This window comes from Micromonospora sp. LZ37 (assembly GCF_059359015.1).
The window spans coordinates 754841-778005 of record NZ_JCADBL010000001.1; the positions used below are offsets into that span (position 1 = coordinate 754841).

General features: G+C 73.5%; 28 protein-coding genes. 18 read left to right on the top strand and 10 right to left on the bottom strand.

Annotated elements, in window-relative coordinates:
* Nucleotides 1-4: 4 nt before the first annotated feature.
* Nucleotides 5-703 carry a dTMP kinase gene (locus AC5L3Z_RS03550; protein WP_494839415.1) on the top strand — a complete coding sequence of 233 codons (699 nt, stop codon included), beginning with the start codon at nt 5-7 and terminating at the stop codon, nt 701-703.
* On the opposite strand, the gene AC5L3Z_RS03555 is transcribed toward AC5L3Z_RS03550, so the two are convergent.
* Nucleotides 688-1380, bottom strand: a complete 693-nt coding sequence (locus AC5L3Z_RS03555) for an SDR family NAD(P)-dependent oxidoreductase (RefSeq protein WP_494839416.1) — start codon at nt 1378-1380, stop codon at nt 688-690. The two genes, AC5L3Z_RS03550 and AC5L3Z_RS03555, sit on opposite strands and share 16 nt — an antisense overlap.
* 216 nt (nt 1381-1596) lie before the next feature.
* Here AC5L3Z_RS03555 and AC5L3Z_RS03560 point away from each other — a divergent pair, with 216 nt between their 5' ends.
* The 3 genes from AC5L3Z_RS03560 to AC5L3Z_RS03570 all read left to right on the top strand — a co-directional run bounded on the left by AC5L3Z_RS03560 (nt 1597) and on the right by AC5L3Z_RS03570 (nt 5079).
* On the top strand, nt 1597-2511 hold the full coding sequence (locus tag AC5L3Z_RS03560) for a MurR/RpiR family transcriptional regulator (protein WP_494839418.1): 915 nt from the start codon (nt 1597-1599) through the stop codon (nt 2509-2511).
* Nucleotides 2508-3497, top strand: a complete 990-nt coding sequence (murQ, locus tag AC5L3Z_RS03565) for an N-acetylmuramic acid 6-phosphate etherase (protein WP_494839420.1) — start codon at nt 2508-2510, stop codon at nt 3495-3497. The genes AC5L3Z_RS03560 and murQ overlap by 4 nt, the downstream gene beginning before the upstream one ends.
* Before the next feature lie 592 nt (nt 3498-4089).
* Entirely contained in the window at nt 4090-5079 is a 990-nt protein-coding gene (locus tag AC5L3Z_RS03570; RefSeq protein WP_334525766.1) for a sigma-70 family RNA polymerase sigma factor, read from the top strand.
* A 72-nt stretch (nt 5080-5151) separates the two neighbouring features.
* Here AC5L3Z_RS03570 and AC5L3Z_RS03575 read toward each other — a convergent pair whose 3' ends face one another.
* Nucleotides 5152-6135, bottom strand: a complete 984-nt coding sequence (locus AC5L3Z_RS03575) for a C40 family peptidase (protein WP_494839421.1) — start codon at nt 6133-6135, stop codon at nt 5152-5154.
* 493 nt (nt 6136-6628) lie between these two features.
* Between AC5L3Z_RS03575 and AC5L3Z_RS03580 the strand changes: the two genes are divergently transcribed.
* Nucleotides 6629-7141 (top strand): DUF6232 family protein, encoded by a 513-nt coding sequence (locus tag AC5L3Z_RS03580; RefSeq protein ID WP_494839423.1) that lies wholly within the window; start codon nt 6629-6631, stop codon nt 7139-7141.
* A gap of 7 nt (nt 7142-7148) precedes the next feature.
* On the opposite strand, the gene AC5L3Z_RS03585 is transcribed toward AC5L3Z_RS03580, so the two are convergent.
* Together AC5L3Z_RS03585 and AC5L3Z_RS03590 are read right to left on the bottom strand one after the other, a co-directional pair.
* Nucleotides 7149-7475: a DUF3817 domain-containing protein gene (locus AC5L3Z_RS03585; RefSeq protein ID WP_334525757.1), complete on the bottom strand. Its 327-nt coding sequence runs from the start codon at nt 7473-7475 to the stop codon at nt 7149-7151.
* A gap of 25 nt (nt 7476-7500) precedes the next feature.
* Nucleotides 7501-7932, bottom strand: coding sequence for a hypothetical protein (locus tag AC5L3Z_RS03590; RefSeq protein ID WP_494839603.1), 432 nt, complete (start codon nt 7930-7932; stop codon nt 7501-7503).
* 116 nt (nt 7933-8048) lie between these two features.
* Between AC5L3Z_RS03590 and AC5L3Z_RS03595 the strand changes: the two genes are divergently transcribed.
* Genes AC5L3Z_RS03595 through AC5L3Z_RS03605 form a run of 3 tightly spaced genes read left to right on the top strand, consistent with a single transcriptional unit; the run spans nt 8049 to nt 9277 of the window.
* Nucleotides 8049-8366, top strand: coding sequence for a DUF6158 family protein (locus tag AC5L3Z_RS03595; protein WP_494839425.1), 318 nt, complete (start codon nt 8049-8051; stop codon nt 8364-8366).
* Entirely contained in the window at nt 8366-8692 is a 327-nt protein-coding gene (locus tag AC5L3Z_RS03600) for an SRPBCC family protein (RefSeq protein ID WP_494839427.1), read from the top strand. Before AC5L3Z_RS03595 ends, AC5L3Z_RS03600 begins: the two co-directional genes overlap by 1 nt.
* A 45-nt stretch (nt 8693-8737) precedes the next feature.
* A complete protein-coding gene (locus tag AC5L3Z_RS03605; protein WP_494839428.1) occupies nt 8738-9277 on the top strand; it encodes a DUF1360 domain-containing protein in 540 nt (179 codons plus the stop codon).
* 61 nt (nt 9278-9338) lie between these two features.
* On the opposite strand, the gene AC5L3Z_RS03610 is transcribed toward AC5L3Z_RS03605, so the two are convergent.
* The 3 genes from AC5L3Z_RS03610 to AC5L3Z_RS03620 are packed head-to-tail and all read right to left on the bottom strand — an operon-like array spanning nt 9339 to nt 10948.
* Complete coding sequence (locus tag AC5L3Z_RS03610) at nt 9339-9551, bottom strand: hypothetical protein (RefSeq protein ID WP_334525747.1); 213 nt, start codon at nt 9549-9551, stop codon at nt 9339-9341.
* 46 nt (nt 9552-9597) lie between these two features.
* Entirely contained in the window at nt 9598-9822 is a 225-nt protein-coding gene (locus AC5L3Z_RS03615) for a hypothetical protein (protein ID WP_494839429.1), read from the bottom strand.
* Nucleotides 9823-9862: 40 nt separating this feature from the next.
* Nucleotides 9863-10948 carry a 3-deoxy-7-phosphoheptulonate synthase gene (locus AC5L3Z_RS03620; protein ID WP_334525743.1) on the bottom strand — a complete coding sequence of 362 codons (1086 nt, stop codon included), beginning with the start codon at nt 10946-10948 and terminating at the stop codon, nt 9863-9865.
* 314 nt (nt 10949-11262) lie between these two features.
* Between AC5L3Z_RS03620 and AC5L3Z_RS03625 the strand changes: the two genes are divergently transcribed.
* Nucleotides 11263-12417, top strand: a complete 1155-nt coding sequence (locus tag AC5L3Z_RS03625; RefSeq protein ID WP_494839430.1) for an alkaline phosphatase PhoX — start codon at nt 11263-11265, stop codon at nt 12415-12417.
* A gap of 71 nt (nt 12418-12488) precedes the next feature.
* On the top strand, nt 12489-12704 hold the full coding sequence (locus AC5L3Z_RS03630; RefSeq protein WP_334525737.1) for a hypothetical protein: 216 nt from the start codon (nt 12489-12491) through the stop codon (nt 12702-12704).
* Here AC5L3Z_RS03630 and AC5L3Z_RS03635 read toward each other — a convergent pair.
* The gene (locus AC5L3Z_RS03635) at nt 12671-13405 is read right to left on the bottom strand and encodes a phosphodiesterase (RefSeq protein ID WP_494839432.1); all 735 of its coding nucleotides are present in this window, start codon (nt 13403-13405) and stop codon (nt 12671-12673) included. The two genes, AC5L3Z_RS03630 and AC5L3Z_RS03635, sit on opposite strands and share 34 nt — an antisense overlap.
* A gap of 103 nt (nt 13406-13508) precedes the next feature.
* Here AC5L3Z_RS03635 and AC5L3Z_RS03640 point away from each other — a divergent pair, with 103 nt between their 5' ends.
* The 7 genes from AC5L3Z_RS03640 to AC5L3Z_RS03670 all read left to right on the top strand — a co-directional run bounded on the left by AC5L3Z_RS03640 (nt 13509) and on the right by AC5L3Z_RS03670 (nt 20923).
* Nucleotides 13509-14801 carry a M16 family metallopeptidase gene (locus AC5L3Z_RS03640; protein ID WP_494839433.1) on the top strand — a complete coding sequence of 431 codons (1293 nt, stop codon included), beginning with the start codon at nt 13509-13511 and terminating at the stop codon, nt 14799-14801.
* Nucleotides 14798-16144 carry a M16 family metallopeptidase gene (locus AC5L3Z_RS03645; protein ID WP_494839434.1) on the top strand — a complete coding sequence of 449 codons (1347 nt, stop codon included), beginning with the start codon at nt 14798-14800 and terminating at the stop codon, nt 16142-16144. The genes AC5L3Z_RS03640 and AC5L3Z_RS03645 overlap by 4 nt, the downstream gene beginning before the upstream one ends.
* A gap of 72 nt (nt 16145-16216) precedes the next feature.
* Nucleotides 16217-17242, top strand: coding sequence for an aspartate-semialdehyde dehydrogenase (locus AC5L3Z_RS03650; protein ID WP_494839435.1), 1026 nt, complete (start codon nt 16217-16219; stop codon nt 17240-17242).
* Between the two features lie 157 nt (nt 17243-17399).
* On the top strand, nt 17400-17840 hold the full coding sequence (locus tag AC5L3Z_RS03655; RefSeq protein WP_494839437.1) for a PPOX class F420-dependent oxidoreductase: 441 nt from the start codon (nt 17400-17402) through the stop codon (nt 17838-17840).
* 63 nt (nt 17841-17903) lie between these two features.
* Nucleotides 17904-18320: a CBS domain-containing protein gene (locus AC5L3Z_RS03660; protein ID WP_334525720.1), complete on the top strand. Its 417-nt coding sequence runs from the start codon at nt 17904-17906 to the stop codon at nt 18318-18320.
* A gap of 171 nt (nt 18321-18491) precedes the next feature.
* Nucleotides 18492-18863 carry an SCP2 sterol-binding domain-containing protein gene (locus tag AC5L3Z_RS03665; protein WP_494839439.1) on the top strand — a complete coding sequence of 124 codons (372 nt, stop codon included), beginning with the start codon at nt 18492-18494 and terminating at the stop codon, nt 18861-18863.
* Nucleotides 18863-20923 (top strand): amylo-alpha-1,6-glucosidase, encoded by a 2061-nt coding sequence (locus AC5L3Z_RS03670; RefSeq protein ID WP_494839440.1) that lies wholly within the window; start codon nt 18863-18865, stop codon nt 20921-20923. The genes AC5L3Z_RS03665 and AC5L3Z_RS03670 overlap by 1 nt, the downstream gene beginning before the upstream one ends.
* Before the next feature lie 28 nt (nt 20924-20951).
* Here the strand turns inward: AC5L3Z_RS03670 and AC5L3Z_RS03675 are convergent, their stop codons facing one another.
* Both AC5L3Z_RS03675 and AC5L3Z_RS03680 read right to left on the bottom strand, forming a co-directional pair.
* Complete coding sequence (locus AC5L3Z_RS03675) at nt 20952-21323, bottom strand: VOC family protein (RefSeq protein WP_494839441.1); 372 nt, start codon at nt 21321-21323, stop codon at nt 20952-20954.
* Between the two features lie 18 nt (nt 21324-21341).
* On the bottom strand, nt 21342-21989 hold the full coding sequence (locus AC5L3Z_RS03680) for an alpha/beta hydrolase fold domain-containing protein (RefSeq protein WP_494839443.1): 648 nt from the start codon (nt 21987-21989) through the stop codon (nt 21342-21344).
* Between the two features lie 116 nt (nt 21990-22105).
* On the opposite strand from AC5L3Z_RS03680, the gene AC5L3Z_RS03685 reads away from it, so the two are divergent.
* Entirely contained in the window at nt 22106-22855 is a 750-nt protein-coding gene (locus AC5L3Z_RS03685) for a lysophospholipid acyltransferase family protein (protein WP_494839445.1), read from the top strand.
* Nucleotides 22856-23165: the final 310 nt, after the last annotated feature.

The window sequence follows — 23165 nt, forward strand, 5'->3', positions numbered from 1 at the left end:
GAAGGTGGCCAGATCACTGCGGGCGACCGGCGGCAGGGCCCGACTGCGCCGGGTCGCCCTGATCGGCATCGACGGTTCGGGCAAGACGACCCAGGCGTACCGGCTCGCCGCCGCGCTCACCTCGGCCGGGCGACCGGCCACCTACCACCGCAACGCCGGGGGGCGACGCTGGCTCGGCCGGGTCGCCCACCGGCTGGGGGTCCCCGACGCGCAGCGCCTGTTCGGGCGCAACGGGGTGCTCGCGGTGGAGTCCGTACTGCGCTGGCTGGCCATCGCCGCCGCCCTGCTCAGCTGCCTGGTGACCGGCCGTACCGCGGTCATGGACCGCTACTCCGCCTGCCAGTACGCCAGCATCCGGGCGCACGGGGGGCAGCGTTGGGAGCGGCTGGCCCGGGTCGGCTACCGGGTCTTCCCGCCGCCGCAGGTGACCTTCCTGCTGACCGTCGACCCGGCCGAGGCGTACCGGCGGATCGAGCGGCGCGGCACCGACCACGAGACGATGGACTGGTTGCGGGCGGCGGACAGCGCGTACCGCACGCTGCCGGAGTACCCGACCTTCGTGCTGGTCGACGCGGGCGGCCCGCCCGAGGAGGTGACCCGGCGCATCCAGGCCCACCTGGCGCAGTGGCTGCCGGCCGCCGTCGAGCCGCCCGCCGCCGTCGAGCCGCCCGGCGCGCCGCTGGTGGTTCAGGCCCGGCCGTAGACCGGCACCGACGCCCCGCTGGTCGGCGCGGACTCGTCGGAGGCGAGGAAGCGGATCACCGGGGCGATCTCGGCCGGGGTGACCCAGCGGCCGTGGTCGGCGTCCGGCTGGGCGGCCCGGTTCGCCGGGGTGTCGATGACGCTGGGCAGCACCGTGTTGCAGCGCACACCGGATGCCCGGTACTCGACCGCGACCGCGTTGGCGAAGGCGAGCACCGCCGCCTTGGCGGTGACGTAGCCGGCGGCGCCGGGGAAGGGGGCGAGCGCCGCCCGGGCCGACACGCAGACCACCGCGCCACCGCCGGCCGCGACCAGGTGCGGCAGCGCCGCCCGGGTGACCAGATAGGTGGGGCGCAGGTTGACCGAGAGCATCCGCTCAAACTCCTCGATCCCGGTCTCGTGCACCCGGCCGCCGGCGGCGTACCCGCCGACCAGGTTGACCACGGCGCGCAGCGGCGCGGCCGGGTCGCCGGCGGCGACCTCGACGGCGCGTTCGGCGCCCTCCGTGGACATCAGGTCCGCGGCCAGCCGGACCGGGCCCGGCCCCGCCGGCTCCGTCGCGGCCGGGCTCTCCCGCCCGGGTACGACCACCCGCCAGCCCGCCTCGACGAAGGCGGCGGTGACCGCCCCGCCGAGTCCGCCCGTCCCACCCGTCACCAGCACGCTGCGTCCCGTCATGCCGCACACCGTAGTCCCGCCCCGCGGCTCGGGTGCTCGTCCGCCGGCCGCGCCGTCGCCACCACCCCGGTGAGCAGCCGATTCGACCGGAGCGGACGAGGTGGATCGGCCCGCGGTGATGGCAGGCTGTGGGGGAACGGGGCGGGTGCGGGGGATACTTGGTCGGATCCGCGGGGCATGGTTGACGCTCGGGGCTCATGAAAGTAAGTTTCATCCGTGGCGAAGAGTCCGAAGATTTCTGCGAGTCACGAGTCGGGTGGACTGATCGTCCACATCAGCGGCCTGCTGCCCTCGCTGTCGCCCGCCGAGCAGCGGGTCGCCCGGCTGGTCGTCGCCGACCCGGCCGGCGCCTCGCGGCGAACCATCACCGACCTCGCCACGGCCGCCGAGACCTCCGAGGCCACCGTGATCCGGTTCTGCCGGTCGGTCGGCATGGACGGCTACCCGCAGCTGCGCATCCGGCTCGCCGCCGAGGCGGCCCGCCGGGTGGAGCCGCCGGACGCCCGGGTGGTCGGCGGTGACATCCCACCCGGCGCCGACCTGGCCCAGATCATCGCCACCATCGCGTTCAACGACGCGCGGGCCGTCGAGGAGACCGCCGAGCAGCTCGACCCGGCGATCTGCGAGCAGGTCGTCGAGGCGATCGTCGCCGCCGGCCGGATCGACGTCTACGGGGCCGGCGCGAGCGGCTTCGTCGCCTCCGATTTCCAGCAGAAGCTGCACCGGATCGGCCGCACCTCCTTCTACTTCCCCGACGTGCACACCGCGCTGACCTCGGCCGCGCTGCTCGGCAAGGGCGACGTGGCGTTCGGCATCTCGCACACCGGCACCACCTCGGACGTGATCGAGGTGCTGGAGCAGGCCCGGGCCCGGGGCGCGTCGACCGTGGCGCTTACCAACTTCCCCCGCTCGCCGATCACCGAGGTGGCCGACTTCGTGCTCACCACCGCGGCCCGCGAGACGACCTACCGCTCGGGCGCCATGGCCAGCCGCCTCGCCCAGCTCACCGTGGTCGACTGCCTCTTCGTCGGGGTCGCCGCCCGGAACCGGGCGCGGGCCCGCAAGGCCCTGGAGGCGACCGCCGAGGCCGTGCTGACGCACCGGGTCGGCCCCGGGCGGAGGCGCTCGTGACCGCCGGTCGGGTGGAGCCGGACGGCGCCGTGGAGCATCGTCGGACCGGGGACGGCAGCGGTGAGACCGTCGTCGACCTGCGGCCGGTGGTCCGGGTGGGCGCGCCGACCGAGCGGCGCAACCCGCACAGCGCCGACCTCGACCTGATGTCGACCCGGGACGTGCTCACCGTCATCAACGACGCCGACCGGCGGGTCCCGGCGGCGGTCGCCGCGGTCCTCGACGAGATCGCCGCGACGGTCGACCTGGCGGTGACGGCGCTGCGCGGCGGGCACCGGGTGCACTACTTCGGCGCCGGCACCTCCGGCCGGCTGGGCGTGCTCGACGCGGCGGAGCTGGCACCCACCTTCAACTCCCCGCGCGACTGGTTCTGCGCGCACCTGGCCGGCGGCCCGGACGCGATGTGGCGGGCCGTCGAGGACGCCGAGGACGACGACCGCGGTGGCGCGGCCGAGGCGGCCGGCTGCGTACGGCCGGGTGATCTGGTGGTCGGGCTGGCGGCCAGCGGGCGCACCCCGTACGTTCTCGGGGCACTCGCCGCCGCCCGGGCGCAGGGCGCCTCGACGGTGCTGCTCTGCGCGAACCCGGAGGCGGCGGCCGCCGCGACGGTCGACGTGTTCATCGGGGTGGACACCGGACCCGAGGTGGTCACCGGCTCGACCCGGATGAAGGCGGGCACGGCGCAGAAACTGGTGTTGAACACCTTCTCCACGGCGGTGATGGTCCGGCTCGGCCGGGTCTACTCCAACCTCATGATCGACATGGTGGCGACCAACGCCAAGCTGCGGGGTCGGATGATCTCCATCCTGATGGAGGCCACCGGCTGCGCCGAGGAGGTCTGCCGGCGGGCGCTGCGCGAGGCCGACGGCGACCTCAAGATCGCCCTGGTCTCGCTGGTCTCCGGCGCCGAGGTGACCGCCGCGCGAGCCGCCCTGGCCCGCGCCTCCCACCAGGTACGCGGCGCGCTCGCCCTGCTCGCCTCCTGAGCCCCGTCGGGCCCGCGGTCCGCCCGATCACGGACGTGGCGGCCACCGGGCAGGACCGCGCTGGATCCTGGAAGTAGTGGTGTCCGGGTCGCGGCGAGGCCACTACATCCAGGAAGTGGCACGATCATGCGGCGGGCGTACCCCGCCGGGACGCCCCGGACGGGGCGTGCGGTGTGGGGTGAGACGCAGAACACGTCGCCGGGTGGACGCCGACCGGCCCTCGGATTGTTGTCCAGGGGGCGGGGTAATCGACCTTGCGTGGATGAACCGACCGGCCCGCCGGCGCGTATCCAGCAGTGACCAGGGTCGCAGCCGGGCGGTGACGAGCGTCGCTGTGGTCTTGGAAGTCGCGATGGTGCGATTTCCTCCGACGGACGACGTCCCGCCTCCGTCACCGCGGTCCGTGGCACCCGCGCACCCCGCACCGGCGGGGTGCTGACAGCAAACGTGGACCGCACTTTCAGCTGATACTCAGGCATTCGTGACACTTTCGACTCACGACATGGAATCCCCGACACGTCTCAACTGTTGTGTAGGTGTCAGCACCGACGGGCACAGCAGAGGTTACGGGGGAGGGCTGATGGACGTGGGGATGGCAAGGAACCGGGCAACCGGCGCGAGCGAGGGGACCGTGGGCAACGTGGACAAGAACATCGGCATGCGAACCGACGAGGTCGCCGAGGAGCGTGACCTGGTCGGCGTCTACCTTCACGAGATCTCCCGGACGCCACTGCTGGACGCCGCCAAGGAGGTCGATCTCTCCAAGGCCATCGAGGCCGGCCTCTACGCCGAGCACCTGCTCGGCGAGGACCGCGTCCCGGCCGGTGTCGACCGGGACGACCTGGAGCGCCTCGTCGCCGAGGGCGAGCGGGCGAAGGATCTCTTCATCCGGGCCAACCTGCGGCTGGTCGTCTCCATCGCCCGCCGCTACGTCCGGTCCGGGATGCCCATGCTGGATCTGATCCAGGAGGGCAACACCGGCCTGGTCCGCGCGGTCGAGAAGTTCGACTACGAGCGCGGCTACAAGTTCTCCACCTACGCCACCTGGTGGATCCGCCAGGCCATCAGCCGGGCGATCGCCCAGCAGGAGCGCACCGTGCGGCTGCCCGTGCACCTGGTGGAGGACGTCAACCGGATGCGCAACGTGGCCCGGCAGCTCACCCGTGAGCTGGGCAGCGACCCGGAGCCGGAGCAGATCGCCGCGGCGCTCGGCGTCACCGTCGAGCGGGTCAACGAGCTGCGTCGTTGGTCGCAGGACACCGTCTCGCTGGACACCCCGGTGGGCGACGACGGCGACACCAACCTCGGCGACCTGGTCGCCGACAGCGACGCCCCCTCCCCGGAGGACATCGTCCTCAGCGGGCTGGAGCGGCAGCGCATCGAGGGCCTGCTCAACCACCTCGACGACCGTTCGGCCGGCATCATGCGGGCCCGCTACGGCCTCGAGGACGGTCGGGAGCACTCGCTGACCGAGGTCGCCTCGCGCTTCTCGCTCTCCCGGGAGCGGATCCGCCAGCTGGAGATCCAGGCCCTGGGCCGGCTCCGGGAGCTGGCGCGGGCCGAGGGGCTGCAGGCCGCCTGACCTGGTAGCAGTGACGGAGAACGGCCGGCGTCCGATAGGGGGACGCCGGCCGTTCGCCGTATCTGCCGCCGGTCAGCGCACCCGGCCGTAGCCCTGGATGGGCATGATGTCCATGTCCCGCTTGAGCACGTTGCGTCCGGCGCTCGGCGCGTCGATGATCTGACCGCCGCCGACGTAGATGCCCATGTGCCCCAGGCCGCTGTAGAAGACCAGGTCCCCGGGGCGCAGCTCGCCACGGCTGATGTGGCTCACCACCCCCCACTGCATCCGGGTGTTGTGCGGCAGGGACCTGCCCGCCGCCCGCCACGCCGCCGAGGTCAGCCCGGAGCAGTCGTACCCGTTCGGCCCGTCGGCGCCCCAGACGTACGGCTTGCCGATGGCCCCGTACGCGTAGCGCACCGCCACCCCGGCCTGACCGGAGACGGCCGGCGCGTCGTCGGCGGGGGCCGACTTCGACTTCGGCCTCGGCTTCGGTGCCGCCTCGGTCGCCCGGCCGTACGCCTGCCGGCGCAGCTCGTACAGCCGCGACAGGTCCTTCTCGATTCTCTTCTTCGTGGTGGCCATGCCGCGGGCCTGCGCGGCCTCCCGGGCCAGGGTGGCGTCCAGCCGGGACTTCTCGGCGAGCAGCTGCCGCTGCTGCGTCGTGAAGCCGGAGATGCGGGCCTGGCGCTGCCGGGTCAGGTGGTCGAGCGTGCCCAGCCGGTCGGTCAGCGAGGCGGAGCCCGGCTCCAGCAGGGCCCGGGCGGTCCGCAGACCGCCGGTCTTGTAGGCGGTGGAGGCCAGCTCACCGACGTCCGCGCGGCTCTGCGCGGTCTGGGCCTCCAGCGGCCCGATCCTGGCCTGGAGCGAGGCCGCGGTGGCCTTGTTCGCCTTGATCTCCTCGTTGAGCTTGTTGTAGGACTCGACGATCCGTTCCAGCTCGGTGGAGGACTTCTCGATCCGCGCGGTGAGCTCGGTGACCGACGGTTCGGCCCGGACCTCCGCCGCCGGGGCGATCAAGGCGGCGGAGAGGCCGGCGACCACGAGCGTGCGCATCAGCAATCGTGAGGACGACAAGAGCGGAAGGCTCCTCTCGCTCGGTCGCCGGAGGGTGCTGACGCCTCCGGCGGCACCGTCAGCGGGGCCATCCGGGTGGATGGCGACGCCCCGTGCCGGCCCGCTCAACCTAACCCGGGACGGGAGTGACGCGCAGTGGAAGCCGGGGCGAATGTTGGCAAAGAGGCAGCTATTGCCGCTGTGCGCGCTGACAATCGGTGATGCTGGCGTGTCGCTCCGTCCGGCGTGTCGAAGGCATAAGTGGTGGACGCGGCCTTCGCCGGATTCGTCGTTCTCGGCGGATGCCGCCATGGATCGGTAGGGAAACGACGGACAAATCCGAAAGGCCGGACGGTTGCCGGCGACGCCCCGGCCACCGCCGCCGCTGCCGAGGCCGAAAACCGCCCGGCGGGCTGGCGGACCGGCAACAGAATGGAGCCGGAACCGGAAATCCCGCCGTACGCAGGACCGTCGCCGGTGGGAGCACCGGCGCCGCCGGCCCTGGGAGGACGCCGTGCAGGCAGAACACTTCGCCCGCGCGCCGCGCTCGGCGCGTCGCACCACGCTGCTCTACGCGCGCCCCGGCATCGTGGTGACCACCGAACGGTTCACCGTCGGCCGGAACACCTTCGCCGTCGCCGACCTCACCCACCTGCGGACCGGCCGGGGCCCGCACGACCGGTCGGCCGTCCGGGCCGTGGTGGTCACCGCCGTCATGATCGGCGGCGCCGGAGTGCTGCTCGGCTTCACCGGCGGGCTGGAACGGCTCACCGCCGGGGCGTACCTGGTGCTGGGGGCGGTCTCGCTGCTGCCGGTGCTGCTGGTGCTCGCCGGCGACCGGTGGCGGCCGCCGGCGTACGAGCTGTGGGGACGTTGTGGCGGCGTCGAGGTGCTGCTCTTCAGCGCCGACGACGAGCGGCAGCTCGACCAGGTCACGGAGGCGCTGCGCCGGGCCCGCGAGCTGACCCGGTACGACGACGCCGACGACCCGGCCGGCACGGCCACCTACTGGCGGCCGGCGCGCTGAGGACGGCTCAGAGGGCGGCCGGCTCCGGGGTGCGCGGCCGCTCGACCGCCAGGTCCCGGGTCACCCGCCGCTCGGCCACGAACGACACGAACGGCACCGTGCCGGCGAGCATCACCAGCAGCATCCGCTTGAGCGGCCAGTGCACCCGGCGGCCGAGGTCGAAGGTGGCGGCCAGGTAGAGCATGTAGAGCCAGCCGTGCGCGGTGCCGACGACCGCCACCACGATCGGCTCGTCGAACGCGTACTTCAGCGGCATGCCGATCAGCACCAGCACGACCAGCGCCACGCCCACGATCCAGGCGATCACGCGGTACCGGGTAAGGGCTCCGCCCACCGTCGTCCGTCCTTCCGCACCGGCCTCAGCCGGGATAGTCACCGGGTTTCGCGCCCGGGTTGGCGTTCAACCATGTCAGGTACCGGTTGTACTCGGCCAGGTCGGCGTCGACCGGCGCGTCGACGGCAGCCGGCACCCGGACGACGCGCACCGGCCGCCGTACCGCGCCGGTGGTGCGGGTCGACGCGGCGTCACCGGCCGTGACCGCGGCGTCGTCGGCGGTGGCCGGCTCGTCGGCGGCGGCGGACGGCCCGCGCAGCGTGTGCCGGACCTCACGCCACCAGACGAAGACCACGAAGGCGGCGAAGATCGGCCACTCGACCGCGTACGCCCAGCTGAGCGTGTTGCCCGAGGCGGCGCGGCTGATCTGCCACCAGCCCAGCGCCAGGAATCCGCCCACCAGCACGACCATGGCCACGTGGCGGGCGATCCACGCCGGTGTCCAGAGCCGCTTCATGGCGTCGAGCGTACCGGGCTGACCCGCCGTCTCCGACACGGTGTCGTAGGCGGGTTTGGTGACACCGGGTGTGGGCATCCGTCTAGACGCGAGCCCAAACGAGCCAGGGGGGCGACATGACCGAATCAGTACGGCAGTCCAGCGACGTGAGCCCGGAGCAGCGGGTCACCGAGTGGGACGGCGACCACGCCCGGAGCACCTCGGCCGGCGCGGACGTCGACGGCGAGGTGCTCGGGGTGGACCCGGCGGAGCTGGCCGACGAGGACCTGATCCGCGAGCTGCAGAGCCTGCACCGCACCCGGCTGGACACGCTGCGGCACGCGGCCGACTCCGCGCTCGCCAACCACCTGCGGCGCACCGCCGAGCTGGAGACCGAGTACCTGGCGCGGCACCCCGGGCGCGAGGTCGACCCGAGCCGGCTGCGGGACGCCTGATGGCGGCGCGCGCCGAGCAGGGGATGTCGGCCCCGCCCGAGGTGGTGTTCAGCACGGCCACCGACCCCGACCGGGTGTCCGCGTGGCTGCCCGCGCCGCTGCGCCACGACGGCGACAAGCCGGCGGAGGCCGACGCCGAGCAGCTGCGGGCCCGCTGGGACAGCGGCGCCGGTGACGGCTGGTCCGCCGAGCTGCGGGTCGAGCCGGCCGACTCCGGTGGCTCCCTCGCCCGGCTGGAGCTCACCGGCGACGCCGCCGACGGGCTGGCCGACGAGTCCCTGGCCAATCTCGCGCGCGAGGTGGCCGACAACCTGACCGCGGGCTGACGAAGTCCGCCGACCACCGTTGCCCCCATAACCGAGGAGACCAGGGTGCCCGAGAGTGGCCTGAAGCAGAGGGTGGCGCGGCTGCGCCAGGCGTACGCGCCGCACGAGTACCGGCCGCTGGGCGGCTACCTGGCGGCGATGGGGACGTACGCCGGGGTGACCGCCTCGATCGCCGCGCTGGTGAGATCGACCGGGCGACCGGTGCCCGACCGGCCGGCCCCCGCCGACGTGGTGCTGCTCTCCATCGCGACCCACAAGTTGAGCCGGCTGCTTTCCAAGGACGCCATCACCAGTCCGCTGCGCGCGCCGTTCACCCGCTACGACCACCCGATCGGCAGCGGCGAGGTGATGGAGCAGGTCCGCGATGAGGGCAGCGCCACCCGGCACGCCATCGGCGAGCTGCTCAGCTGCCCGTTCTGCCTGGCCGTCTGGGTGGCCACCGGGCTGACCAGCGGCCTGGTGCTGGCGCCGCGGCTGACCCGGCTGGTGGCCACCGCGCTGACCGCGGTCGCCGCCTCCGACTTCCTCCAGATGGGCTACGCGGTCGCCCAGCGGGCGGCCGAGCGCGGACACCACCACGAGTGACCCGGACGACGAGCGGGGCCGGCGGAGATCGTCCGCCGGCCCCGCTTCACGTCGTCCGACCTCAGGTCGGGGTGGTGCCGTGGTCCTCGCCGGCCCAGCCGCGCGCCGCCTCCGGTTCCCGTTCGCCCTCGTCCTCGCCCGTGACCACGTCCCGGTCGACGGCGGTGCGGTCGTGCTCGTTGGCGAAGTCCGGCTCGGGAAGGGTGTCCCGGCCCTCGGGGGGCTGACCCAGGGCGGGCAGCGCCTCGTCCTCGTGGTCCCTGTGCTGCGTCATGCCCTCGTCCTCTCGGTCGTCGCCGGGCACCCGGTGGCCGGCGCGCTCACGTCGCCGACCCGCCGAGCGCGTCGGCCGCCTCGTCCACGGAGTACTCGCCCTGGGGGAGCGCCTGGATCCGGGCGAGCAGCGCCGCGGGGAGCTGCGCGGCGACCGCCCGGCGGTGGATGTCCGCCTGGCTGATCCGTTCCTGGCCGCGGTAGATGTCGTCGAGCAGCTCGTCGAGCTGCCGCGTGTCGGCCTCGTCGGTCACGGGTGCCTCATCGCTCACCCCGCCCACCTACCCCGGCCCGAAACGGTCAAACTTCCCCTCAGGCGGGGGTGGGCAGGGTCGCCCGGCGGGTGCGGACGGCGGCGGCCAGATGCGCCAGCACCTCGGCGGTGGTGTCCCAGCCGATGCAGGCGTCGGTGACCGAGCGGCCGTAGGTCAGCTCCCGGGTCGGGTCCAGGTCCTGCCGGCCCTCCAGCAGGAAGCTCTCCAGCATGATCCCCACGATGCCGCGCTGACCGGCGGCGAGCTGACCCGCCACGTCGGCCGCGACGAGGGGCTGGTTGCGGTGGTCCTTGCCGCTGTTGGCGTGGCTGGCGTCGACCACCAGGCGCTCCGGCAGGCCGGCGGCCCGCAGCAGGTCCAGTGCGCCGGCGACCGACTCCGCGTCGTAGTTCGGCCGGCCACCGCCGCCGCGCAGCACCAGGTGCCCGTCGGCGTTGCCCCGGGTGTGCATGATCGCCGGGGTGCCGGAGACGTCGATGCCGGGGAAGACGTGCGGCACGCCGGCCGCCCGGATCGCGTCGACCGCGGTGCCGATGCTGCCGTCGGGGCGGTTCTTCATGCCGATCGGCATGGACAGGCCGGAGGCGAGCTGGCGGTGCACCTGGCTCTCCACCGTGCGGGCGCCGATCGCGCCCCAGGCCACCGTGTCGGCGATGTACTGCGGGGTGATCGGGTCGAGGAACTCGCAGCCCACCGGCAGGCCGAGGCGCAGCACGTCGAGCAGGAGCGCGCGGGCGGTGCGCAGGCCGGTGTTCACGTCGCCGGAGCCGTCCAGCGCCGGGTCGTTGATCAGGCCCTTCCAGCCCACCGTCGAGCGCGGCTTCTCGAAGTAGACCCGCATCACCACCAGCAGGTCCTCGGCGTGCCGGGCGGCGGCCTCCCGCAGCCGGTGCGCGTAGTCGAGGGCGGCGGCCGGGTCGTGCACCGAGCACGGCCCCACCACCACCAGCAGGCGGTCGTCGGCGCGGTCCAGCACCTGGCCGACGGCGCGTCGGCCGGCCAGCACGGCCGAGGCGAGCGGGGCGTCCAGCGGCAGCTCGTGCAGGAGCAGGGCGGGCGTGGTCAACGGCACGACGCGGTCGATGCGCTGATCGATGACCGCGCCGGTCTCCGGGGTCGTCACGGTGGGCTTTCCTTCCGCCGACCGTGCCCCGGGGCCGGTGCCCGGGTCGAGCCGGCTGCTCGAATGCAGAAGGCAGGAGCGTTCAGCTCCTGCCCGGCCGGCTCGAAACGCGGTGACGTCAGCTCATGGTGAGGTCACCGGCATCGCAGCCGGCTGCCTAAACCATCGATACGCGCGCGTCACGTCGGTCAGCGTACCCGACCGGACGCCGGTGGCTCACCCGGTCATCCCGAAAGGCTCGCCTGGATTTCACCTCCGTCGATGCCTGCGGCGGTAACTTCATCGCCACACACCGCACCCCCCGGAGGTATCCGATGGACCGTCGTACCGTCCTGCGCGCCACCGTCGCCGGTGGAGCCGCCGCCTTCGCCGGCAGCCTCTGGTCCGGCGCGGCGTCGGCCGCCCCCGCCCAACCCGGCCCCGGCCCGTACGGGCCGCTCGGCGCCGCCGACGCGCGCGGCATCCAGCTGCCCGCCGGGTTCACCAGCCGGATCGTCGCCCGGTCCCGGCAGGCCGTGGCCGGCACGTCGTACACCTGGCACGACGCGCCCGACGGCGGCGCCTGCTTCACCGCCGGCACCGGCTGGATCTACGTCTCCAACTCGGAGATCTCCGCCACCGGGGGCGCCTCGGCGGTCCGGTTCAACGCCGACGGGAGCGTCGCCTCGGCGTACCGGATCCTGTCCAACACCAACCGCAACTGCGCCGGCGGCGCGACGCCCTGGGGGACCTGGCTCTCCGGGGAGGAGGTCAACCTGGGGTACGTCTACGAGACGTACCCGCAGGGCGGCAGGGCGGGGGTGCGGCGGGCCGCGATGGGCCGGTTCACCCACGAGGCCGCCGCCTGTGACCCCGACCGCAAGGTGATCTACCTGACCGAGGACGAGAGCAGCGGCTGCTTCTACCGGTTCCGGCCCACCGTCTGGGGCGACCTGTCCAGCGGCACCCTGGAGGTGCTGGTCGCCGGCACCGCCACCAGCGGCCCGGTGAGCTGGGCCCGGGTCCCCGACCCGGACGGCTCCCCGACCTACACCCGCAACCAGGTCTCCGGGGCGAAGCGGTTCAACGGCGGCGAGGGCTGCTGGTACGCCGACGGCACCTGCTGGTTCACCACCAAGGGCGACAACCGGGTCTGGGCGTACGACGCGGTCAACCAGCGGATCGACCTGGCGTACGACGACTCGCTGGTGGCCGGCGGCGGCGCCCCGCTGACCGGGGTGGACAACATCACCGGCTCCCGCTCCGGCGACCTGTACGTCGCCGAGGACGGCGGCAACATGGAGATCGTCCTGATCACCCCGGACGAGGTGGTCACGCCCTTCCTCAGGATCACCGGGCAGTCCTCTTCGGAGATCACCGGCCCGGCCTTCTCCCCGGACGGCACCCGGTTCTACTTCTCCTCCCAGCGCGGCACGTCCGGCTCCTCCTCCGGTGGGATCACCTACGAGGTGCGCGGCCCGTTCCGCTGAGCCGAACCGTCCGCCGGGGTCGGTCCTCCCTCCCGGCGTAGGCGGGTGGGGGGCGGGGTACAAGGCGCGACATGAGTCACGAGCAGAGCGACCAGGAGCGGGTGGAGTCCCGTGCCCACCTGCTGCCCGAGGAGGCGGCGGTCGGCAGCGACGACCCGCAGGCCCAGGCCGACGCCATCCTCACCGAGTCCGACATCCGGGAGGAGGACCGCAACGCCGCCCCCGACACGGTGCTGGAGCACCGCACCTCCGATCAGACGGCGACCCCGGTCGAGCCCCCGGACTGAACCGACGCGCCCCGGCCCCGGCGGGACCCCCGGTAGGAGTGCTCGCGCAGCCAGGTGAGCGGCCCCACCGCCCGCAGGCCCGGCGGCAGGTTCCCCACCGGGTCGAAGGCGAGCGCGGCGTCCGTCCGGGCGTCCAGCGGGTCACCGAGGGTGACCTGGCCGACCGGGCGCCACGGGCCGACGGCGGACGCGACCGCGAGCACCAGCCGCGGCGCGTCCGCCCGTGTCGCGCCGGCCAGCTCGGCCAGGCCCCGGCCCAGGTCGGGCGAGTCCGGGTCGGCCAGCGCGGCCAGCCAGAGCCGCCGGGCCCCGGCCCGGTACGACATGATCGTGCTGTACGTCCCGGTGAAGCGCCGCCGGGGCAGCGGCAGGTTCCGCAGCACCGGGGCCGCGCCGCTGGAGCTGCCCAGCAGGTCGAACGGGCGCCCCTCGGGCAGGTGCAGCCGCACCGCCAGGCCGAGGACGTCCGGCCAGCGGCCCGGGGTGGGCACCCCCTTGGAGAGCCGGACGGTGGCCCGGTGCCGCCCGGGCAGGTCGAGCAGGTCCACGCCGGTCGGGGGTCCGGGCGTACCCCAGATCGTCACCTCGGCGGCGAACGAGTGGCCGGCCGGATGCAGCAGCCGGGCCCCCCGCCAACGGGCGAGTGCGGCGGCCGTCCCGGCGACGGCGACGGCCGCCGCGGCGGTGGAGGGGGTGGGCATGCCCCCACCGGTACCCCGCGCCGCGCGGTCGATGCCCCCCGACCCGGCTCGCCGGGTGCCCACACGTCACCTTCACGCCCGGGAGATCGGATAGCGTCGGGTCATGCCCGAGAGCGGTTACCCCTGGCCCATCGAGACGACCCGACTGGACAACGGCCTGCGCGTGGTGGTGAGTGAGGACCGGACCGCCCCGGCGGTCGCGGTCAACCTCTGGTACGACGTGGGCTCCCGGCACGAGCCCGAGGGGCAGACCGGGTTCGCCCACCTCTTCGAGCACCTGATGTTCGAGGGCTCGATCAACGTCGCCAAGACCGAGCACATGAAGCTGATCCAGGGCGCCGGCGGCTCGCTCAACGCCACCACCAACCCGGACCGGACGAACTACTTCGAGACGGTGCCCGCCGAGCACCTGGAGCTGGCGCTCTGGTTGGAGGCCGACCGGATGGGCGGCCTGGTGCCGGCGCTGACCCAGGCGACGCTGGACAACCAGCGCGACGTGGTCAAGAACGAGCGGCGGCAGCGCTACGAGAACGTCCCGTACGGCGACGCCTGGCTCCGGCTGCTCCCGCTGCTCTATCCGCCGGGGCACCCGTACCACCACGCGACGATCGGCTCGATGGCCGATTTGAACGCCGCCGACCTGGCCACCTTCCAGGCGTTCCACGCGACGTACTACGCGCCGAACAACGCCGTGCTCACCGTCGTCGGCGACGCCTCGGCCGCCGAGGTCTTCGCGCTGGCCGACATGTACTTCGGCGCGCTGCCCGCCCGCGCGGACATCCCCGCCGCGCCCGACGGCCGGACCGTCCCGGCGACCGCCACGGCCGCCGTCGAGACGGTCACCGCCGACGTGCCCGCCCCCCGGGTGTACATCGCCCACCGCACCCACCCATTCGGCACCCCCGGGTACGACGTGGCGACCGTGCTCGCCGCCGTGCTCGGCAGCGGCCGGGGCAGCCGCCTCTACCAGCGCCTCGCCGACGGGGAACGGATCGCCCAGCCGGACCTCGTCGGGGCGTACGGGGTGGACCTGGCGCACGCCCCGGCCCCGCTGATCGCCACCGCCACCGCCCGTCCCGGGGTGACCGCCGAGCGGCTCACCGCCGGCGTCGCCGAGGTGATGGACGAGCTGGCCACCGTGCCGGTCACCCACGCCGAGCTGGACCGCGCCAAGGCGCTGCTCAGCACGTCGTGGTGGCGGCAGATGTCCACGGTGGACGGCCGGGCGGACACCCTCGGCCGCTACGCCACCCAGTTCGGCGACCCGGCGAAGGCCGCCGAGCGGCTGCCCGCCTGGCTGGCGGTGACCGCCGAGCAGATCGCCGAGCTGGCCACCGAGGTGCTCGGCGCCGCTGACCGGGCGACCCTGACCTACGTGCCGGAGGAGACCTCATGACGCTGATCACCGCCCGTCCCGGACCGGGCGCCGCCCGCCCGTACCGGTTCCCGACGGTGGTCCGCCGGGACGTCGCCGGCGGCAGGGTGGTCGCCGCGCACCTGCCGGGGCAGAACCTCGCCGTCGCGCTGCTGCTGCTCGACGCCGGCGCCGGCCGCGAGCCGGTGGGCAAGGAGGGGCTCGGCGCGGTGCTGGCCAAGGCGCTGGAGGAGGGCACCGCGCAGCGGGACGCCACCGCGTACGCGCTGGCGGTGGAGGGGCTCGGCACCGAGCTGGTGACCGGGCTGGACTGGGACTCCTTCCAGGTCAGCGTCCAGGTGCCGGTGGACCGGTTGAGCGCCGCGGTGGAGCTGCTCGCCGAGGCGGTGCGCACACCCAGGCTGGACCCGGACGACGTGCGGCGGGTCCGCGACGACGAGGCGACCGCGCTGCGGATGGACTGGGCCAACCCGGGCCCCCGGGCCGACGCCGTGCTCCGCGCCGACCTGTTCGGCGTCGACAACCGCTGGGGCCGCCCCATGTACGGCGACCCGGACTCGGTGGCCGGCCTCGACGTCGAGGACGTCACCGTCTTCCACTCCGAGTGGTTCATCCGCCCCGGGACGCTCATCGTCGCCGGTGACCTGGACCGGCTCGACCTGGACGCGCTCGGCGCGGCGGCGTTCGCCGGCACCGGCGGCGGCCCGGTCGAGCGGGGCGGCCCGATCGAGGTCCCGTCCCGCCCCGGGCGGCGGATCATCCTGGTCGACCGGCCCGGCTCGGTGCAGTCCACGCTGCGGTTGGGGCACCCGTCCCCGCACCGGGCGCACCCGGACCACGTGCCGATGACGCTGGCCGGCACGGTGCTCGGCGGCGCCTTCACCTCCCGGCTCAACCACCTCATCCGGGAGGTGCGCGGCTACACGTACGGCATCCGGGGCGACTTCGCCTCGTCCCGCCGGTTCGGCCGGTTCGCGGTCAGCTCCGGGGTGCAGACGGCGGTGACCGCGCCGGCGCTGGTCGAGGCGGTCGGGGAGATCACCCGTACCCGGGTCGACGGGGTGACGGAGGACGAGCTGGCGGTGGCCCGCTTCTGGCGGGCCGGCCAGCTCTCGGTGGAGCTGCAGAGCCCCCGGGCGATCGCCTCGGCGTTGACCACCCTGGTGGTGCACGACCTGCCGGACGACTACCACGCCCAGCTGCGCGAGGCGCTGCTCGCCACCGACGTGGCGCAGGTCTCCGCGGCGGCCGCCGCGCACCTGCACCCGGAGGCGCTGACCCTGGTCGTGGAGGGTGACGCGGCGAAGATCCGGGACGAACTGACCGCGACCGGCCTCGGTGAGGTGACCGACGCCACGCCCTGATCGGGGCGAATCCGGTCCGGGCGGTGGGAAAGCATTCCCGCCCGGACCGGCGGCGTGGGTAGCCTCGCGGGCATGAGGATCGGCATTGTGGGGGCCACCGGCCAGGTCGGTGGCGTGATGCGGCAGGTGCTGGCGGAGCGCGAGTTCCCGGCGGAGCAGGTGCGGCTCTTCGCCTCCGCCCGGTCGGCCGGGCGGAACCTGCCCTGGCGGGACGGCGAGGTGACGGTCGAGGACGCGGCCACCGCCGACTACTCCGGGCTCGACATCGTGCTCTTCTCCGCGGGCAAGGGCACCGCGAGGGAGCTCGCCCCCCGGGTCGCCGCCGCCGGCGCGGTGGTGATCGACAACTCGTCCGCGTTCCGGATGGACCCGGAGGTGCCGCTGGTCGTCGCCGAGGTCAACCCGCACGCCGCCGCCGACCGCCCGAAGGGCATCGTCGCCAACCCGAACTGCACCACGATGGCCGCGATGCCGGTGCTGCGCCCGCTGCACGAGGAGGCGGAGCTGGTCAGCCTGGTCGTCTCGACCTACCAGGCGGTCTCCGGGGCCGGCCTGGCCGGCGTCGCCGAGCTGGACGAGCAGGTCCGCAAGGTCGCCGAGGACGCCACCGGGCTCGCCTTCGACGGCGCCACCGTCGAGTTCCCGGCGCCGCGCTCCTTCGCCCGGCCGATCGCGTTCAACGTGCTCCCGCTCGCCGGCTCGATCGTCGACGACGGCTCGTTCGAGACCGACGAGGAGCAGAAGCTCCGCAACGAGAGCCGCAAGATCCTGGAGATCCCCGGCCTGAAGGTCTCCGGCACCTGCGTACGGGTGCCCGTCTTCACCGGCCACTCGCTCCAGATCAACGCCCGTTTCGCCCGGCCGATCAGCCCGGCCCGGGCCCGCGAGCTGCTCGACGGCGCGCCGGGCGTGGCCCTGTCCGACGTGCCCACCCCGCTGGAGGCGGCCGGCCAGGACCCGACGTACGTCGGCCGGATCCGCGCCGACGAGACCGTCGAGCACGGGCTGGCGCTCTTCTGCGCCAACGACAACCTCCGCAAGGGCGCCGCGCTCAACGCGGTGCAGCTCGCCGAGCTGGTCGCCGCCGGCCTCCGCTGACCGCCGCCCGCCCGTCTCCCCGTCGATTCCGGCGGGGAGACGGGCGGTTCGCGTCACCGCAGCCGCACGCCGGTCGGATCTTCACGCGTCCGACCCGCCGATCGCCGTCCGATGCGGTGGGATGGAGACCAGTACGACGAGCCGACGCGGAGGCACCATGGCGGACGAGAAGACCCAGCAGGCCCTCACCGACCTCATCGCCAGCCGGTGGCTGGGTGTGCTGGTGACCATCAAACGGGACGGGCGGCCGCAGCTGTCCAACGTGGTCTACTCCTTCGACCGGGAGCGTGGGCTGATCCGGGTGTCGGTGACCGAGGGGCGGGCCAAGACCGCCAACCTGCGTCGTGACCCGCGCGCCAGCTTCCACGTCAGCAGCGACGACGGCTGGGCGTACGCGGTGGCGGAGGCGCGGGCCGAGCTGACCCCGGTCGCGCGGCGGGCGGACGATGCGACCGTGGAGGAACTGGTCGGGCTCTACCGGACGGTGCAGGGCGAACACCCCGACTGGGACGACTTCCGGGCCGCCATGGTCGCGGAGGAGCGTCTCGTGCTGCGCCTGCACGTCGAGCGGATCTACGGCATGCCCCCGCACCGGTGACCCTGCGTTACCTGTCCTGCAGCGGCGGGTAGACGGCGGTGCCGACACCGAGAGGGGAGCACCATGACAACGGTCGGAGAGTTCATGACGACCCGGTTGGTGACGATGGACGGCAGCGACACGCTCACCGCCGCGGCTCAGGAGATGCGTGACAGCGCGATCGGCGACGTGGTGGTGACCGACGGCGACAACGTGGTCGGTATCGTGACGGACCGGGACATCACGGTCCGGGGCGTTGCCGCGAACATGGACCCGAACACCACCCAGCTCAACGCGATCACCAGCAAGGACGTGGTCACGGTCAGCCAGTACGACGACGCGGTCGCGGCGGCCGACCTGATGCGCACCTACGCCGTACGCCGACTGCCGGTGATCGACGACGGCCGACTGGTCGGGCTGGTGTCGATGGGTGACCTGGCGGTCGAGCGGGAGCCCCAGTCGGTGCTCGCCGACATCAGCGCCGACGATCCCAACAACTGACGTCCGCCGTGGACAACCGACGCCGGCCCCCGTACGCGGGGGCCGGCGTCGCGCGTCCCGGCTTCCTCCGGGGCCGGCGACTCACCCGGAACGGGCGAGGTTGAGCGCGCACCGGACGGGGACCCCCTCTCGTACGTCGTACATGCCGCTGATCGACGGGGAGAGGACCCGATGGTGGATGCGACCACGAAGTTCTTCGAGGACCTCGACGGGCGGGGCTACGAGCCGCTGTTGGCGAAGACCTCGGGGACCCTGCGTTTCGACCTGTACGAGGAGGCGCAGACCACCCACTGGCTGCTCCGGATCGACCGGGGACGGCTCGAGGTCAGCCGGGAGGACCGGGAGGCCGACACCGTCATCCAGACCAGCCCGGCGTTCTTCGAGGACCTCGCCGCCGGCCGGGAGCACGGCCTGGCCGCGGTGCTGAGGGGAGACATGACGGTGACGGGCGACCCCCGGCTGGTGGTCCAGGTGGAACGGATCTTCCCGGGCCCGCCGGACAGCCACGGGCCGCGTCGGCGTATCGGTAGGGAGGTGCACTGATGGGGTCGAGCAACACCATCCGGATCCTCGACGGCAACACCTTCGTCGTCTCGCAGGACACCGGGGACATCGAGGGGACGCCGAGCGAGCCGACCGGCCTCTTCTCCATCGACACCCGGTTCCTCTCCAACTGGGTGCTGACCGTCAACGGCGAACGGCTCAACGCACTCTCCTACGACGACCTGCAGTACTACGAGGCGCGGTTCTTCCTGGTGCCGGGGCTGGCCACCCACTACATCGACGCCAAGCTCTCGGTGATCCGGGAGCGCGCGGTGGGCGGCAGCTTCCGGGAGACGCTGACCATCCTCAACCACGACGAGAAGGCGGTGGACCTGGAGATCCGGATGGACGCCGGCTCCGACTTCGCCGACCTGTTCCAGGTCAAGGACGAGATCGTCAACAAGAAGGGCGAGCTCTACACCGAGGTCGAGCCGGACCGGCTGCGGCTGGGCTACCGGCGGGGCAACTTCCGGCGGGAGACGGTGATCTCCTCGTCCGGCCCCGCCCGGTTCGACAAGAACGGCTTCTCGTACACCGTGCACCTGGAGCCCAACGGGCAGTGGGAGACCGGGATCGACGTGCAGACCCACGCGGTCGGTCCGGGCGGACGTGACCTGCGGATGGGGCTGCGGCCGCACGGCACCGAACGGCTCGCCCTCCAGCAGGACCTGGAGGAGTGGATCGCCAGGGCGCCCAAGGTGAACACCGAGCACGAACAGTTGGCGTCCACCTACAAGCGCAGCCTGATCGACCTCGCGGCGCTGCGCTTCTCGCCGCTGTCGCTCGGCGGCCAGACCCTGCCCGCGGCCGGCCTGCCCTGGTTCATGACCATGTTCGGCCGGGACAGCATCTTCACCTGCCTCCAGGTGCTCCCCTTCACGCCCGACCTCTCCAAGACCACGCTGCGGATCCTGGCCGCGTTGCAGGGCACCCGGTTCGACGACTTCCGGGACGAGGACCCGGGCCGGATCCTGCACGAGATGCGCTACGGCGAGACGGCCGCGTTCGAGGAGCAGCCCCACTCGCCGTACTACGGCTCGGTGGACGCCACCCCGCTCTTCGTGATCCTGCTCGACGAGTACGAGAAGTGGACCGGGGACGTCACCCTGGTCAAGGAGTTGGAGCGGGAGTGCCGCGCCGCGCTCCGGTGGATCGACGACTACGCCGACCTGGTCGGCAACGGCTACATCTGGTACGAGCGGCGCAACAGCGACACCGGCCTGGAGAACCAGTGCTGGAAGGACTCCTGGGACTCGATCTCGTACCGTGACGGCACCCTGCCGCCGTTCCCGCGGGCCACCTGCGAGGTGCAGGGCTACGCGTACGACGCGAAGCTGCGCGCCGCCCGGCTGGCCCGGGAGTTCTGGGGCGACCCCGGCTACGCCGACCAGTTGGAGCGGGAGGCGGCGCAGCTGAAGGAGCGGTTCAACCGGGACTTCTGGGTCGAGGACGGCGAGTACTACGCCCTCGCCCTGGACCCGGACGGCCGGCAGTGCGGCACGCTCAGCTCCAACATCGGGCATCTGCTCTGGAGCGGCATCGTCGACGACGACCGGGCGCAGAGGGTCGCCGACCATCTGGTCGGTCCCCGGCTCTTCTCCGGCTGGGGCGTGCGCACCCTCGCCGAGGGGGAGGTCCGGTACAACCCGATCGGCTACCACAACGGCACGATCTGGCCCTTCGACAACTCCTTCATCGCCTGGGGTCTGCGCCGGTACGGCTTCGCCGAGCACGCCGCCACGATCGCCAACGGCATCCTCGACGCGGCGACCTTCTTCCAGGGGCGGCTGCCGGAGGCCTTCGGCGGCTACCGGCGCGAGCTGACCAAGTTCCCGGTGGAGTACCCGACGGCGTGCAGCCCGCAGGCCTGGTCGACGGGCACCCCGCTGCTGCTGCTGCGGACCATGCTCGGGCTGGAGCCGCACGAGGGCCACCTCGCGGTGGAGCCGGTGCTGCCGTCGGGCATGGGGCGCATCGAGGTGCTCGACATCCCGGGTCGCTGGGGTCGGGTGGACGCCTTCGCCCGGGGGCGCCTGGACATGCACGACGCCGCCGACTGAGCCCACGTCGCCTGCTTCCCCGCGACCCTCACGGGTGGTGGGGAAGCAGGCAGAATTCGTTGCCCTCCGGGTCGGCGCAGACCGTCCAGCCGGGCAGTTCCCGGACCACCGTCGCGCCGGCCTCCAGCACCGCGGCCCGTTCCTCGGCGTCGCCGACCAGGTCGAGGTGGATCCGCCCGGGCCCGGGCTGCTCGCCGGTCGCGGTGACCGGGGCGATCCACACGTCCGGCCGGTGCCGGTGCGGGTCGCGCAGCAGCACCGCCTCGTCCGGGGCGAGCGATCGGTCGGCGAGCTTCCGCTCGTCCTCCGGTGCCACCGGCAGCCCCGCGGCCAGACTCCAGAACGGGGCCAGCAGGTACGGGTCACGGCAGTGGATCACGATCGCGTGCAGCTCGGGCATGCCCTGACGGTAGTACCGTCACCCCGTCGTCAGGACGGTGTCGAGGAACGCCGCGGTGACCGCCAGGACGTCCGGCCGGTCCAGCGGGAGGGCGTGGCCGCCGTGGGTGAGCCAGGCGTGGGTGGGGTGCCCGGCGGCGAGCAGCGCGCCGGCGAGCGCCACGGACTGGCCGACCGGCACGGCGGTGTCCTCCCCGCCGTGTACCAGCAGCACGGGCGTGCCGCTGCCGAGGTGGCTGGCCACGGTCGAGTCGACGGTGGCCGGATCGCCCGCCGCGGGGCGGTGGCCGAGCAGGTCGGCCCACGGCTCGTCGCCGGCGCGCCGGCTACGCCACTGCTCCTCCAGCGGGTCGCTCACCGGCCAGTACGCCAGCCCGGCCGCCACGTCGCCCGGCTGCCCGACGCCGCGCAGCGCCAGGTGCAGGGCCAGCATGCCGCCGCTCGAGTCGCCGGCGACCAGCAGCGGCAGCCCGGCCGCGCCGTCCCGGGCCGCGCGCGCCGCCTGGCGTACGTCGTCGAGCTGGGCCGGCCAGGGGGCCTGGTGGGAGAAGCGGTGGGTGGCCGGCAGCACGCGCAGGCCGAGTCGGGCGAGCGCGGCACCGTCCTCCTCGGATCGACCCCGCCATCCGCCGCCGTGGATCCAGAGCAGTACGCCGCGCACGGTCATCCCGTCATGCTCGCCCCCGCCCGTCGGGTACGCGAGCCCGCTCTGCCACGGGCAGAAGGTCCATCGACGCCGGTCGCCCCTACGGTTGCGTAACCTACGCGGGGTAAAGTTGCCGGATGCCGGAACTCGTGTACCCGCCCGTGATCGCCGCCGCCAAGACCATGTTCCGGGTCCTGGACCTACGCCTGACCATCGAGGGCAGCCACCACGTCCCGCGCTCCGGCGGGGCGGTGCTGGCCAGCAACCACGTCAGCTACCTCGACTTCATCTTCTGCGGGTACGGCGCGCAGGAGTCCCGCCGGCTCGTCCGGTTCATGGCCAAGCACGAGGTCTTCGCGCACAAGATCTCCGGGCCGTTGATGCGGGGGATGCGGCACATCCCGGTGGACCGGCGCGCGGGTGCCGGCTCGTACAGCTCGGCGGTGGGCGCGCTGCGCCGTGGCGAGGTGGTCGGCGTCTTCCCGGAGGCGACGATCAGCCGCTCGCTCACCGTCAAGGAGCTCAAGAGCGGGGCCGCCCGGATGGCCCAGGAGGCCGGCGTGCCGTTGCTGCCGGTGGCGATCTGGGGCACCCAGCGGCTCTGGACCAAGGGGCGGCCGAAGACCCTGACCCGCCGGCACACCCCGATCACCATCCTGATCGGCGACCCGATGGACCCGTCCGGGTACCCGGACGCCAACACCATGACGGTGGATCTGAAGAAGCGGCTCACCGCTCTGGTCGACCGGGCCCAGCAGGAGTATCCCGACAAGCCGGCCGGTCCCGAGGACGCCTGGTGGCAGCCGGCCCACCTCGGTGGCACCGCGCCCACCCTCGAGGAGGCCCTGGAACTGGACCGGCGCGCCCGGCGCACCTCCGCCTCCTGACCGTCCGACCGGGGATCCGCCCGCCCGCCCGGTCACCTGACGGCGGCGGCCGTCCGTGCCCCGGCGATCCGACGCTCGGCCCACGCGGCGTCCGGAACTCCTGACCGCTGCCGGTCGCGGACCTCATCCGGACGCTTTGGAGCTGATGACGTATCCGGATCAGCGGTCCGCCGGGAGCGTGGCGCTGCGCGGCCGGTGGCTCCGGGCGGCCCGGCCCGGTGACTCGCTTACGTCATCAGCTCCAAAGGCTCCGACACCGGTCCGCCGAGCACCGGAGGAGCGACGGTCAGCCGCCAGCAGGGCAGGCCCA

What these genes read in the sequence shown, in the direction of transcription:
- AC5L3Z_RS03590 (WP_494839603.1), bottom strand. Translation starts at nt 7,932, where the DNA reads ATGAAGCGGCTCTGGACACCGGCGTGGATCGCCCGCCACGTGGCCATG.
- AC5L3Z_RS03675 (WP_494839441.1), bottom strand. Translation starts at nt 21,323, where the DNA reads ATGCCCGAGCTGCACGCGATCGTGATCCACTGCCGTGACCCGTACCTG.
- AC5L3Z_RS03650 (WP_494839435.1), top strand. Translation starts at nt 16,217, where the DNA reads ATGAGGATCGGCATTGTGGGGGCCACCGGCCAGGTCGGTGGCGTGATG.
- AC5L3Z_RS03655 (WP_494839437.1), top strand. Translation starts at nt 17,400, where the DNA reads ATGGCGGACGAGAAGACCCAGCAGGCCCTCACCGACCTCATCGCCAGC.
- AC5L3Z_RS03645 (WP_494839434.1), top strand. Translation starts at nt 14,798, where the DNA reads ATGACGCTGATCACCGCCCGTCCCGGACCGGGCGCCGCCCGCCCGTAC.
- AC5L3Z_RS03660 (WP_334525720.1), top strand. Translation starts at nt 17,904, where the DNA reads ATGACAACGGTCGGAGAGTTCATGACGACCCGGTTGGTGACGATGGAC.
- AC5L3Z_RS03555 (WP_494839416.1), bottom strand. Translation starts at nt 1,380, where the DNA reads ATGACGGGACGCAGCGTGCTGGTGACGGGTGGGACGGGCGGACTCGGC.
- AC5L3Z_RS03570 (WP_334525766.1), top strand. Translation starts at nt 4,090, where the DNA reads ATGGCAAGGAACCGGGCAACCGGCGCGAGCGAGGGGACCGTGGGCAAC.
- AC5L3Z_RS03680 (WP_494839443.1), bottom strand. Translation starts at nt 21,989, where the DNA reads ATGACCGTGCGCGGCGTACTGCTCTGGATCCACGGCGGCGGATGGCGG.
- AC5L3Z_RS03665 (WP_494839439.1), top strand. Translation starts at nt 18,492, where the DNA reads ATGGTGGATGCGACCACGAAGTTCTTCGAGGACCTCGACGGGCGGGGC.
- AC5L3Z_RS03625 (WP_494839430.1), top strand. Translation starts at nt 11,263, where the DNA reads ATGGACCGTCGTACCGTCCTGCGCGCCACCGTCGCCGGTGGAGCCGCC.
- AC5L3Z_RS03635 (WP_494839432.1), bottom strand. Translation starts at nt 13,405, where the DNA reads ATGCCCACCCCCTCCACCGCCGCGGCGGCCGTCGCCGTCGCCGGGACG.
- AC5L3Z_RS03610 (WP_334525747.1), bottom strand. Translation starts at nt 9,551, where the DNA reads ATGACGCAGCACAGGGACCACGAGGACGAGGCGCTGCCCGCCCTGGGT.
- AC5L3Z_RS03685 (WP_494839445.1), top strand. Translation starts at nt 22,106, where the DNA reads ATGCCGGAACTCGTGTACCCGCCCGTGATCGCCGCCGCCAAGACCATG.
- AC5L3Z_RS03595 (WP_494839425.1), top strand. Translation starts at nt 8,049, where the DNA reads ATGACCGAATCAGTACGGCAGTCCAGCGACGTGAGCCCGGAGCAGCGG.
- AC5L3Z_RS03600 (WP_494839427.1), top strand. Translation starts at nt 8,366, where the DNA reads ATGGCGGCGCGCGCCGAGCAGGGGATGTCGGCCCCGCCCGAGGTGGTG.
- AC5L3Z_RS03670 (WP_494839440.1), top strand. Translation starts at nt 18,863, where the DNA reads ATGGGGTCGAGCAACACCATCCGGATCCTCGACGGCAACACCTTCGTC.
- AC5L3Z_RS03630 (WP_334525737.1), top strand. Translation starts at nt 12,489, where the DNA reads ATGAGTCACGAGCAGAGCGACCAGGAGCGGGTGGAGTCCCGTGCCCAC.
- AC5L3Z_RS03640 (WP_494839433.1), top strand. Translation starts at nt 13,509, where the DNA reads ATGCCCGAGAGCGGTTACCCCTGGCCCATCGAGACGACCCGACTGGAC.